The sequence below is a fragment of the Brevibacillus sp. SKDU10 genome (assembly GCF_001645205.1).
GTDB classification, from domain to species: Bacteria; Bacillota; Bacilli; order Brevibacillales; family Brevibacillaceae; genus Brevibacillus_B; species Brevibacillus_B halotolerans.
On sequence record NZ_LSSO01000047.1, the window covers coordinates 1 to 13,533 of the forward strand.

Genomic DNA, 13,533 nt, shown 5'->3' on the forward strand with positions numbered 1-13,533 from the left:
GTTGTTCATGCAGTTGTTCATGTAGTTGTTCATGCAGTTGTTCGTGCAGTTGTTCCTGTAGCTGCTTTTGCATCTTCATCAATTGCTTCCGATGCAGTCGTTGTTCCCGTTGCTTCTAGGGTTCTAAAGGCAACTTTGAGCTACCTGAGAAAAAGAGATAGCCCCTGCATAGTCAAGGTGTTTGGCTTGCAGGGGTTATCTCTCTAAAAGTTGAGGTATGAGGGACAAATAGCCATACATAAGATTACGGTGAAGGTGCTTACGCGTCATTTTGGGAACGGCTAACGGTAAGGAGGAGTGACATGACACGATTAGACTCTTCTATGCGTCTGAAAGTGAAAAAGGATACTTTTTTTCTCCCTGATGCAAAGGGAAATGTGTATTTTCGGAATAATGTAGGTTCATTTCGCATGGAAGGAAATGGGATTGATCAGTGGGTTGAAAAACTGTTGCCGGTGTTTAACGGGGAGAACACGTTGGGCGAGCTGACGGACAGATTGCCGAAAGAATATCGGGATCGTGTGTTTGAAATCGCAGAAAATTTATTCCAAAATGGTTTTGTTCAGGATGTGAGCCAAGATCGTCCGCATCAGCTTACGGACAAGATTTGCAAAAAGTATGCTTCACAAATTGAATTTTTAAGTAATCTGGCTGATTCTGGTGCTTATCGTTTCATGTCTTATCGTCAGGCTAAAGTGCTGGCGATCGGCTCTGGTCCGATCTTTGTCTCATTGGTTGTGGCGTTGCTTGACTCTGGCTTGTCCAGGTTCCACATGCTGCTCAATCGTTCGCTGCCGACGGATCGACAACGGATAGTGGAGCTGGCGTCTCATGCCCGCAAAACGGACCCCGAGGTAGCCATAGTGGAGCTTGCGCTGCAGGCGGAGGTAGTAAATACTTGGCGCGAGGCTGTGCAGCCGTTTGATGCGATTTTGTACGTTTCACAGGAGGGCAATGTAGAGGAACTGCGGGTTCTTCAAGCCGTTTGCAGGGAAGAGGGCAAGGTGCTGCTGCCAGCGATATGTCTGCAGCAGGTGGGGGTAGCGGGACCGCTTGTGCATCCAGACTCTGAGGAATGTTGGGAGTCGGCGTGGCGCCGTATACACCAATCCGTGCTCTGCAAAGACGAAAAGCTGCACACGTTTTCCTCCACAGCAGGAGCGATGCTGGCAAATGTAATCGTGTTTGAATTGTTCAAGACCATTACGGCGGTGAACGAATCGGAACCGAAGAATAAGGTCTACCTTCTTGATCTGGAGACGTTGGAAGGAAACTGGCATTCGTTCATGTCTCACCCGTTGGTGACAGGAAAAACGAAAGTCAAATGGATAGAAGATCTTGATGAACACCTCGAACAAAAAAAGAACTCAAGTGATTCGAACGGTCTGATCCCTTATTTCAGCACATTGACATCAGCAGAATCAGGGATTTTCCACATCTGGGAGGAGGGGGGCTTAAAGCAGCTTCCATTGGCCCAGTGCCGAATTCAGGCAACTGACCCGCTGTCGGAGGGACCGGCCGAGCTGTTGCCGGAGATGGTGTGCACAGGGATGACGCATGAGGAGGCTCGGAAGGATGCGGGGCTGACCGGAATAGAGGCGTATGTATCGCGTATGGTTCCCACGTTCTTGACGGGACAAATGCTAGAGCCACATGATTTTGTCGGAGTCGGAGCGGGGGAGACCGCAGCGGAGGGTGTCAGCCGCGGGTTGCAGAAGTGTTTGTTCCAAGAACTGAGCACGCAGCATATGGATCAAAAACCTCCTGTTAATCAGGTGCAATTGAGTACGGTAGAAGATGAGTATTGCCGGTTTTATTTGCAAGCATTGATCACCATGCAAGGAACACCGAGGATCGGAGTGGGAGCAGAAGTGTTCGGTTTCCCTGCAGTGTGGGTCGGTACAGGTGAACGCTGGTATGGCAGTGTAGGTTTAAATGTGACCATGGCGTTGCGTAATTCGTTGCAGTATGCCTTGTTAGTGGCACAAAATCAGGCGGAATTTCGCATGCCGCTTGCGTTGTCCCGTGCATCCGTTCTTTTGGAAGAACAGGAGCAAAACAGTCTTGCGATTCCCGGACTAGACGAAACAGCGCAAACAGAGATCTTGCAGTCCGCCCTACAGGTTTTGAAACGGAATCAGAAGCGGCTCTTCCTCTTGGATTTGGCGCAGGAGTCCTTTTTGAAAAAGGAACTGGCAGGAGTATATGGGGTTTTGCTGCGAGAGGAGGAGGCCCGGTGAGTTCAGTCGTTTTGGTTGTCGGAGAAGGGCTCTTGGCGGATCTCGTGTGCAAAGAATTGTCTCCTCCCTACGAGGTCGTTCGTCAGACCGATTTGAAGGCCCAAATACCGAAAACAGCGGAAATAGCTCTGGTATTGCACGATGCTTGGAATCCTTTCGTACATCGCGAGGCGGAAGCGGTGTTGCAAGAATCTGGCATCCCTTGGCTGCGCGGTTTTGTTTCGTTTGGTGAAGGCGTGGTTGGGCCGCTGGTGCGTCCTGGTACGCCGGGGTGTTCGCAGTGTGCTGATCTGCGATATCTGATGGCGGGACGTGAGCGTCAAGAGATATGGGAGCTGCGACAACGGCTGGGCGAGCAAGCGAATATCTCACGTGATGCATGGGCATCGCACACGGGGCTTTTGCAGATGACTCACGTGCTCGTGGCAGAGGTACAGCGGGTGCTAACAGGCGAGCAAGCCCACTTGGAATGTCGGTTATTTTTGATCAACCTGAAAATGTTAAGGAGTTCTCGCCACTTCATTCTGCCTGACCCGTCATGTGAGGTTTGCGGTCAGATGCCCGAAGATTCAGCGCTTGCAGCTCGCATATCACTAAAACCTAATCCGAAGATCAGCGCCGACAGTTACCGCTCTCGCCCCATGGACGATCTCAAAAAGGTTTTGGGTAAAGAGTATCTGGATTACCGAACAGGCTTTTTGAATAAAAAACTGCGTGATCTGGTGTCGCCGTTTGCCGATGTAAGTGTTAGTCTGCCGTTGTTCACTGGGGACGAGGGGACAGCAGGGCGGACGCATTCGTATGAGGATAGCGAGATGACAGCCATATTGGAGGGCTTGGAGCGGTACTGCGGAATTGCACCTCGCGGCAAGCGGACCGTGATCCGCGACAGTTTCCACAATCTTGCGGATCAAGCGCTCGATCCCGTCAAGGTAGGGCTACACACCGAAGAACAGCATGAGAGACCTGATTTTCCGTTCGTACGGTTTGATCCTGACCGACCAATGTATTGGGTATGGGGCTACTCGTTCTTGCAAGAGCGCTCGATTTTGGTTCCGGAGATGCTTGCCTATTACGGGATGGGTGATAAGGATTGCTTTGTGTTTGAAACTTCCAACGGATGCGCGTTGGGCGGCAGTCTGGAAGAGGCGATTTTCTACGCCATTTTGGAAGTGGTGGAGCGTGATTCATTCCTGATGACCTGGTATGGGGAGCTTCCTCTTCCTCGTATTGACCCCTTTTCGATTCACGATCAGGAATTGCATTTGATGCTCTACCGTTTGCAGGCGGTGGCCGGTTATGATGTCTATGTGTTTAACGCGACGATGGAGAATGGGATTCCCAGCGTTTGGACACTGGCGAAAAACAGAAAAGAAAAGGGAGTCAATCTGATCTGTGCGGGCGGCGCTCATCCGGACCCTGTGCGGGCGTTGAAAAGCTCAATCCACGAATTGGCCGCTATGCTACTGACATTGAACGAGAAGTTTGAGGCTAACCGTGAAGAGTATGTGCGTATGTTCCACGATCCGTTTCTGGTGAAAAAGATGGAGCATCATTCTATGCTGTACGCTTTGACGGAAGCGGAAGAGCGCCTGCAATTTTTGCTGAATGATCATCGTCCATTGCGAACGTTTGAAGAGGAATTCATGCCGAAGCCAAAGTATGGCGACTTAACCGATGATTTAAAGTCCCTTCTCCAGACGTTCCGCCGATTGAATCTCGATGTGATCGTGGTGGATCAGACGACACCTGAAATCTTGCGGAACGGACTGCATTGCGTAAAAGTACTGATTCCAGAGATGTTGCCGATGACTTTCGGACATCACCTGACCCGCGTTAAAGGACTGGATCGGGTACTACAAGTGCCCATGGAGCTTGGGTATACGAAGCAGCCGTTAACGTATGAACAGCTCAATCCACATCCGCATCCGTTTCCATAAATCGTGATCGGGAGGGAAAAGAATGAGGCTGGATACTTTTCTGCACACTCTTCATTTCGACACAGAAAAGGCAATACCACTTGACTTCGAGGTGGACTGGGAAGACGCCCCCTTGCCATTTAAGCTCTACCGTGGCTTGCCTGTCATCCCGTTGTCTGCGGAAATACCGCTTATGCTGGAGGAGCGACAAGCGATCACGAAACCAGATCTGAAAGAAATGAGTCATTTTCTCTGGTACGTATACGGTCTGACTCAATTCAGCGAGTCTGTCTTTGATCTGAATACGATGGAACAAGCTTTTGGACCGATACAATCGTACCGACGGTTTGTTCCGTCTGGCGGTGCGAGGTATCCAAACGAAATATACGTATATCTGAAGTTGGAAGGTGCCCATACCGGTATCTACCATTATGATGTCGCTCACCAGCGATTGGTTTTATTGCGTAAAGGAAATTTCGATGATTATATGGCTCGTGCTCTCGGCAATCGCTGTGATCTATCGACTTGTTTTGCGACCATTTTTGTGACGACCATGTTTTGGAAAAATTTCTTTAAATACAATAACTTCGCCTATCGCCTGCAAGGCCTGGATGCTGGCGTGCTGATAGGGCAATTACTCGAAGTTTCGAAACGGTTTGGCTATGAATCGGGGGTATATTTCCAGTTTCTCGATCGTGCGCTTAACCATCTGCTGGGGCTGTCAGAACAGGAGGAGAGCGTCTATGCGGTCATCCCGCTGTCGGTGGAGCCGGGGAGTACGTGGTTTGGGAAAGGGAATGGCGCAAATGGAAGCGTCACGGCCGCTGAATTGTGTCGGGAGTTGCTAACGGTAGAGCATGATCACTACGTACGGTCGCAACGGGTTCTGCCATACCCGATGCTGATCCAAATGACCGAAGCGTCCCAACTGGAATCTCTACAATCGTTTCGGCGGTTTGAAGGAGAAAAGAAAATTACATATGAGGGTAACACAGTGGCACTCCCTCAAGTAGGGCGGTTCTTTTATGATCTGGGCTCGGCCTGCAGAAAACGGGTTTCGCCGGAAATGGGTTTTGTTTTAGGCAAGGTAAGCCAACAGCAATTGGCTACTTTATTACAAGAGGCAACTGCTTCCTTCCAATATCGAAACGATTTGGATGAGGACCAGGAGAACCGCCAACCCCGTGTCTTCCTGTATTGCTGTTTGTACAACGTAGAAGACATTCCGGATGGTGCCTACCGCTATGACAGTGAAGCTCATGCGTTGCGGCAGATACGTCTTGGCGATCATCGGCTTTACCTGCAACAAGGCATGAATCTGGACAATGTAAATCTGTTTCAGGTACCGCTCTGCTTTCATGTGGCAGGAGATAAAGATCACCTCAAAACAGCACTGGGGTACAGAGGGTATCGCATCCAGCAGATGGAGGCGGGCATGCTCGTGCAACGTTTACTTTTGGCGGCTACTGCTCTCGGCATGGGCGGGCACCCACTGCTTGGCTATGACGTGGAGTCCTGTGATAATCTTAATCGGATGGATTCGCATGGAAAAACCAGCTTGATCCAGATTCCGGTTGGTCCCTATCGTCCGAGGACCCGATTGGAGGGGAGTTTGCATGGCTAGGGGGGAATGAGAAGAAGCAAAAGGTTGTCGAGACATCACTCGGCAACCTTTTTTTATCCGCGCATAAAGGGTATAAAAAATTGTGAAGATTCTGTAAGAGAAAGGGCTTACTACTCGCTCTTGATGTATATTGAGATTATGGTGAATCAGCAACACGACAGTACATCCAAACGTAATTGAAGTAAGAGGTGGTTTTACTATGGAACAACTTTCACTCGCTTTAGTAGGAAAACAGTCGGCTCGAATGGAAAAGATCTAAAATAGGATCACTACAAGAAGATGAAATTTTAATCCGAACAATTGCTGGAGCTATTAGCATTGGTGCAGAAATACCTCAGTATAATGGTGGTCGTACTATTGTTGTGGTGGGTAAAACATTTGCTTCTTCTCAGCTTTCTCATGTTGTGGATACCAAAACAAAGAGATAAAAAATCTTAACCATGCCGATAAACTCTTGTCAAATGTTTTTTCTCAATTTAATGGTTAGGAGAGATATTGAATGAGTTCTTTGGTTCTCGGGTTTCAGGAAATGGAAAAAATGCAGCTTTTGCTCGTTGGCGGAAAAGGGTTAAATTTAGGGGAATTATCAAAAATTGAAGGAATACAAGTACCAGAAGGATTTTGTGTTACAACAGTGGGATATCAAAAAGCCATCGAACAAAACGAAACGTATCATGCTTTGTTGGATCGACTAACAATGCTAAAAGTAGAAGATCGAGATCAAATTGGTGAAATCAGCAGGAGGATTCGACAAATCATTATGGAAGTAGAAATTCCTTCCGATGTTGTGAAAGCAGTTACTCACTATCTCTTTCAGTTTGGTGATGAACATGCTTATGCAGTGCGTTCTAGTGCGACTGCTGAAGATTTGCCACATGCCTCTTTTGCTGGTCAACAAGACACCTATTTAAATATCATCGGCAAAGAAGCAATCTTGCAGCATATCAGCAAATGTTGGGCTTCCCTATTTACGGATCGCGCGGTAATCTACCGTATGCAGAATGGATTTGACCACAGTCAAGTTTATTTATCCGTTATCGTTCAAAGGATGGTTTTCCCACAGGCTTCAGGGATTTTATTTACCGCTGATCCAATTACTTCCAACCGAAAGTTGCTATCAATCGATGCCAGTTTTGGACTTGGAGAAGCACTGGTCTCTGGCTTGGTATCTGCCGACTGTTATAAAGTACAGGAAGGGGAAATCGTCAATAAGAGGATAGCAACCAAAAAATTGGCTATCTATGGACGAAAAGAAGGCGGAACAGAGACAAAGCAGATCGATCCTGATCAGCAAAAGACTCAAACACTTACTGAACAACAAATTTTACAACTAGCACGCATCGGAAGACAGATCGAAACTTATTTTGGTTGCCCACAAGATATCGAATGGTGTTTGGTTGATGATACATTTTATATTGTCCAGAGTCGGCCAATCACTACTTTATACCCGATCCCTGAAGCGAATGATCAAGAAAATCACGTCTATGTATCTGTCGGTCATCAACAAATGATGACCGACCCCATGAAACCATTGGGACTGTCTTTTTTCCTGTTAACGACTCCTGCACCCATGCGTAAAGCTGGTGGAAGGTTGTTTGTTGATATCACACATAATCTGGCTTCGTCTGTCAGCAGAAAGATGTTAATGGATGCCTTGGGAAAATCCGATCCGCTCATAAAAGACGCACTCATGACCATCATAGAGCGAAAAGATTTTATAAAATCGTCACCAGATGGTAAAAAAGTACCGAGTCCCAGTAAAAGCAATAAAGGTATATCGTCTTCGGGTTTTCAAGCACAAATCGAAAACGATCCGACAATCGTTCCTGATTTGATTAAGAGTAGTCAAACATCAATAGAAGAGTTAAAGCAAAACATCCAAACGAAATCAGGATCAGATTTATTTGATTTTATTCTAGAAGATATCCAGCAATTAAAGAAGATTCTATTTAACCCACAAAGTTTGGATGTGATTATGGCTGCTATGGATGCTTCATCATGGATCAATGAAAAAATGAACAAGTGGTTAGGTGAAAAAAACGTAGCAGATACGCTTTCTCAATCTGTACCAAACAATATTACTTCGGAAATGGGTCTGGCGCTATTGGATGTAGGAGATGTGATTCGTCCTTATCCAGAAGTAATTGATTATTTACAACATGTAAAAGATGATAACTTTTTGGATGAACTGGTTAAGTTTGATGGTGGAAAGGAAACCCAAGACGCTATCTATGCTTATCTCAACAAATATGGAATGCGATGTACTGGTGAAATCGATATTACTAAAACCCGTTGGAGCGAAAAACCAACTACACTTGTTCCCATGATTCTCAGTAACATCAAAAACTTTGAGCCTAAAGCCAGCAATCAGAAATTTGAGCAAGGGCGACAGAAAGCTTTGAAAAAAGAACAAGAGTTATTAGATCGATTGAAGCAATTACCGGATGGTGAACAAAAAGCCAAAGAAACAAAACGAATGATCGACCTAATCCGGAATTTCATCGGTTATCGGGAATATCCAAAATACGGCATGGTTAATCGTTACTTCGTTTATAAGCAGGCTATACTGAAAGAAGCCGAACAACTCGTACAAGCCAACGTTATTTATGAAAAAGAAGATATATACTACCTCACTTTTGAAGAACTTCGCGAAGTCGTACGCACAAATAAACTGGATTACCAGATCATCAGCAAACGAAAAGACGAGTACAAATTATATGAAAAACTAACTCCCCCACGTGTTATCACGTCTAACGGTGAAATCATTGCAGGTGAGTACAAACGAGAAAATCTCCCAGCCGAAGCTATTGTAGGTCTACCTGTTTCTTCCGGAATGATAGAGGGACGGGCACGTGTCATCTTAAACATGGAAGATGCTGATCTAGAAGATGGAGATATATTAGTCACCTCCTTTACTGACCCTAGCTGGACACCATTGTTTGTATCTATAAAAGGCCTAGTCACCGAAGTTGGTGGACTGATGACCCATGGAGCAGTTATCGCACGTGAATATGGCTTGCCAGCAGTTGTTGGGGTGGAGAATGCTACCAAACTGATAAAAGATGGGCAACGAATTCGCGTGCATGGAACAGAAGGGTATATCGAAATATTGTAATGGCTGAATACGTCAAAAGAGCCTCTGCCATAATGGACGGCATTAAATACAACCTGCCATGGATAAAAGGGCGGTTACCCTGTTCGTTCTTTTATCTACCCATCTTACTTAGGTAATTGGCAATAAATCTATTGCAGTAATAGAGACGTTAGTTGAATCAAAAAAAGCAGGCAAGACTGTAATTCCAGTTTTGGACTGCTTTTTTTGATGCTCTCACAAGAATACATTGAATACATGTAAACAATGTACAGAGCAACTACGCAAGGCTTCATTAGAGATAGAACCTAACACAAAGATCGTTTTTTCAATTCGTCCCATCGCTCCTAATGCAGTCGCTGCTTTATTTTGTCTTGAATACGATCCTAAATTACCCATGATAGGTCGTGGTACTCCTGGTTGTTTTCCGGACCGATAGCCTCTTGCACTCAACCGTTTGCAAAAAAAAATAAGAAGAGAACCGAACCTTTTTCCGATAGAGAGACAATATAGTGTGTAAGCTGCTTACTCAGGAGGGCCCTCTGAATGGAAAATGAAGATATGTACCAATTACTTATAAAAATGAAAGAGGGTGATCAACAGGCGTTTCATATGATGTATGATGCCACCTATCAGGACGTCTATCGGACAGTCTCCTTTTTGGTGGATCATCAGCAGGATCGGGAAGATGTCATGAATGAGATCTATATGCAAATGTGGACCTCACTTGCTAATTACGATACAAACCGTCCTTTCCACTTCTGGCTACACGGCTTGGTAATCCGTCAAGTGCAGAGATTTCGGGTCAAGAGCTGGAGGAGATTCCGAATTTTCGAACGCATCCGTGCCTTCTCTCGGGAAGAGTCTTATTGGGATCAACATACTGCGTTGATGGATGGTACAAACCAAATGATATCCCAGTCAATACGAAAACTGACCGACAAACAGCGGACAGTGATTATCTTCCGCTTTTTTCACGACTATACTCTTGAAGAAATTGCGACTTTGCTCGATATTCCGCTGGGTACAGTCAAGTCCAGATATCATGCTGGCCTCCAGGCGCTTCGAAAAAACTTAGGGGATCTCCCCGCGGAAAGGATGGAAAAGATCAATGACTATTGAACGCAAAATCCGTGAACATCTGTACAAAGAGGCAGAAACTATGGAGTGCCCTCCGGCCATTTCCAAACGAATAGAATTATCCTATTCTCAATATTTGCAACGAAAAAGGAGCGAAGTAACCATGAAAAAACGATTAATTGGTGGAATAGTTGCTGCTTCGATTTTGATTCCAACCGCAGCAGCATTTGCGGCCCCAATCCTGATTGACATGCTTACTAGAACACCAATGACTGCTGAACAAGTCAAGGTGGATAAGGTTGGCAAAGCAACACTTGAGAAACTGTATAGCGCATTTCCCGAAACGAGATCGTTTGAGATTATCAATGCAAGCTACCTTGGAGACCCCATTAATTCAACCAATATGAAAACGATCCAACAAAGCATCGTACTGCAGGAAAAAGGAGGAACCGGCAAAAAGTTTACCCTTCATACAAACGGTATTACGGGTGAGATTGAAGACCTGACTCAAGAGAATTGGGAGCCTAAGGAGAAGCCACTCATTACTTTAACCAATCAGGAAATCAAGGCAAAGGTAAGTCATCTCATTGATAAAATGTATGGCAACATCAAAGAGTACGAGGTTGACATGGAGCAAATGGAGGACCCAAATCAAAAAACATTTATCTTGAATTACACCAAAAAGGGATCAGAAGGAGAGGGTTACCAGGTATTTGTTCATGGTAATACAATTAATCTTTCTCCGTCAGCTCCTACACCTTCTAACAATGAAGTAGAAGGCTATTTCTCTAGAAATGGTAAGCCTGATTATACTGCTGATTACTTTTTAAACGATGAAAAACTATTTTCTTTACTAAAAATTACCCCGACAGAATTAAAACAAGAATTAGCAAAAGGTAATTCTGTTGTGGAGATTGCAGCATCTAAAAATGTCTCTAAACAACAAGTGATTGATGTGATTGCAAAAACACAGGTTGAAAGCCAACTTCAAGCTGAACAAAATGGAGTAACGATAAGCAATCGTTTCATGGAACAATTGTTAAAAGAAGTTGAACCAAAAGTATTAAAAATCATTGAACACAAAACTGAAACTGAATGGTAGAAATAACAAGTCAAGTCGGATGAGGTTGGCAAAATATCGGTTGAGAAGCTGTATAGCGCATTTCCCGAAACAAAATCGTATAAGATTATCGATGCAAGCAACGTTCAAAGTGATGTATCCATGATTTATTAGAAATAGCTAGATATCGCGTCTATATCGAAATTGGCAAAAAGTAATAAGAGGCCGGTATCCTTAGCCTACAGGAAACCGGCCATTTTTAGATCAATCAGAGGTACGCTAAGATAAATTCAGGATGAAAAAAGCCGATTTTTCCTACGCTAAGGAATCATCAGCTTTTTTCTCGGATAAGAGCTTAAAATGCTTAAACTGGGTGAGGGTAGAATCTGTTAATCTATATGTCACTTTTATTCCCTTAACATATAATTTAACATCAAAAATTTGGCGATCTGTCATGCACTGTTTTTGAAGAAATTTCGGAATGAAAAATGTTACATGTTTTGGCGCTTTTAGTAAGAGAGCGGGATCACGCCTTATCGTATAGCCTGTGAGGTCAATGCCATCTATTTTTGCACAGAGAAGCTGGTACTGCGAGGGTAGCCTTTCGAAAAGATCTTGTAGAAATGAATCGCCAAGCTTAGTAATAAATAGCGTCAGATAGATGACAGTTTTCTAAGCTAGGGAACCGATTTTTGTCAGGGAAAGGAAGGCGAATAGTTTGTGGGTGTATGAGGTTTTCTTGGTTTTGACATATTTTAACAAGAGTTTTATGGATATTTTTAGAATTAAATAGAAAATAATAGAAAAAATTAGAAGAATGTGATTATAATATATTTGGTGATTGAATTCATTTGCTGCTTTTTTAATTGTGTTAATTTTTTACAAATCAAATGAGAAATGAGGTACCAACGTGATATGGGGAGGAACAGAATATGCACAAAGAGACTGAAAGGGTAATTTCTGAGACTTATTCACTAACACATCCGCAGAAAAGAATCTGGTATACCGAACAGCTATATTCCAATTCAAGCATTTCCAATCTTGCAGGTTTTATTAGAGTGAAGGGAAACATCGATTATTCCTTATTAATCAAGGCTATTCATTTCGTGACAGAAAATAATAGTGATTTCCAAATTCGGCTAATTCAGAATGATGACGAGGAACCGAAGCAGTATTTTGCCGAACCGGAACCTATCGAGATTCCGCTTTTTGATATTCACGATTTTGAAGACTTTGACGGATGGGCAAACCATGAGTCTCAAATCCCTTTCGAACAAATTCAGTCTAGATTATATGCATTTTCAATCATTCGTGTAAGCGATAAGGAAACACTTATTTTTGGCAGGTTTCACCATATCATGATTGATGGTGTGTCCCTTGATTTTCTGGCAAGACAAATCTTTGAAGCCTACGCAAACCTAATGGACCATGAGCATCAGCCTCAAAAAAAAGCTCCATCATATGTAAGCTTCATTGGAAATGAACAAGAATATTTATCTTCCCCCCGATTCGAGAAAGACCGCACCTTTTGGCATCAAAAATTTTCCACCTTACCTGAATTTATAAGCCTCAAGGATTATAATTCATACCAAATAGGTACGGAAGCTCAACGAAAAACGATTCAGGTCCCTAAAGAATTAACTCATGAGATGCATGAATTTTGTGATAATTACACCGCGAATATTTTCTCCATATTTCTTGCCACACTATATGTCTATGTATATAAAATGACTGGCCAACGCGATATTGCGATCGGGACCGTATATGCCAATCGCACCACAAAAGAAGAAAAAGAGATGCTTGGCATGTTTGTCAGCACGTTTCCACTTCGTACCTACCTAGACCCACATATAGATTTTGTCACTTTTCTCCAGCATGTGAATAAAGAAAAAGCTTCGATTCTTCGACATCAAAAATACCCGTATGATTTACTCATTCAGCATTTGAGAAAAAATAACCCACAGACTGACAGATTATTTGGCATTTGTATAGAATATCGACCGCTTAAATGGGACGAGATCGTCGGTGTCACGTACCAAACGGAAAGCCTTTCGCACGGTCACGAAATTAACGATGTAAACATTCACATTGTAGAAGAAATGAATACAGATGAGCTTAAGCTCTATCTTGATTACCGTACTGAATTGTTTACAGAACAAGAGATTGACAGCATGATCAATGGATTATTGAACATTTTACAGCAAGTAATGATGAACCCCTCGCAACCGCTCTCCGAGATTCAACTGCTTTCAGAAGAAGAAAAACATCAGGTGCTATTTACATTCAATGATACGAATGCAGAATATCCCATGGATAAAACGATTTCCATGCTTTTTGAAGAGCAAGTGGAAAAAACACCGAACCATATTGCTGTCGTGTGGGAAGATCGTCAGTTCACGTACAGGGAACTTAATGAACGGGCAAATCAATTGGCCAGAACGCTTCTTGCTAAAGGAGTAAGGCGAGAACAGCTAATCGGCATCATGGCGGATCGCTCTTTAGATATGATTGTAGGTGTA

The 13,533-nt window shown here is 44.0% G+C and carries 8 protein-coding genes and 1 pseudogene; 8 read left to right on the forward strand and 1 reads right to left on the reverse strand.

Annotated features, from left to right (window positions below; translation table 11 throughout):
- The 5 genes from AYJ08_RS23810 to ppsA all read left to right on the forward strand — a co-directional run.
- Positions 1-207 (forward strand): hypothetical protein (locus AYJ08_RS23810; protein ID WP_197490576.1); only part of this gene is annotated, 207 nt, incomplete at its 5' end.
- Between the two features lie 95 nt (positions 208-302).
- A complete protein-coding gene (locus AYJ08_RS03850; protein WP_064016659.1) occupies positions 303-2,240 on the forward strand; it encodes a putative thiazole-containing bacteriocin maturation protein in 1,938 nt (645 codons plus the stop codon).
- The gene (locus AYJ08_RS03855) at positions 2,237-4,180 is read left to right on the forward strand and encodes a TOMM precursor leader peptide-binding protein (RefSeq protein WP_064016660.1); all 1,944 of its coding nucleotides are present in this window, start codon (positions 2,237-2,239) and stop codon (positions 4,178-4,180) included. Before AYJ08_RS03850 ends, AYJ08_RS03855 begins: the two co-directional genes overlap by 4 nt.
- A 22-nt stretch (positions 4,181-4,202) precedes the next feature.
- On the forward strand, positions 4,203-5,783 hold the full coding sequence (locus AYJ08_RS03860) for a SagB family peptide dehydrogenase (RefSeq protein ID WP_064016661.1): 1,581 nt from the start codon (positions 4,203-4,205) through the stop codon (positions 5,781-5,783).
- Between the two features lie 499 nt (positions 5,784-6,282).
- Positions 6,283-8,898 (forward strand): phosphoenolpyruvate synthase, encoded by a 2,616-nt coding sequence (gene ppsA, locus AYJ08_RS03865; RefSeq protein ID WP_064016662.1) that lies wholly within the window; start codon positions 6,283-6,285, stop codon positions 8,896-8,898.
- A 258-nt stretch (positions 8,899-9,156) separates the two neighbouring features.
- On the opposite strand, the pseudogene AYJ08_RS23315 reads toward ppsA, so the two are convergent.
- Positions 9,157-9,276 (reverse strand): annotated as a pseudogene (locus tag AYJ08_RS23315) (Tn3 family transposase); the annotation flags it as partial.
- Between the two features lie 144 nt (positions 9,277-9,420).
- Between AYJ08_RS23315 and AYJ08_RS03870 the strand changes: the two are divergent.
- The 3 genes from AYJ08_RS03870 to AYJ08_RS03880 form a co-directional block, all read left to right on the forward strand.
- Complete coding sequence (locus AYJ08_RS03870; RefSeq protein WP_064016663.1) at positions 9,421-9,996, forward strand: sigma-70 family RNA polymerase sigma factor; 576 nt, start codon at positions 9,421-9,423, stop codon at positions 9,994-9,996.
- Between the two features lie 121 nt (positions 9,997-10,117).
- A complete protein-coding gene (locus AYJ08_RS03875) occupies positions 10,118-11,056 on the forward strand; it encodes a hypothetical protein (RefSeq protein ID WP_064016665.1) in 939 nt (312 codons plus the stop codon).
- 890 nt (positions 11,057-11,946) lie between these two features.
- Positions 11,947-13,533: condensation domain-containing protein (locus tag AYJ08_RS03880; protein WP_064016664.1), on the forward strand; the 1,587-nt coding region annotated here is incomplete at its 3' end.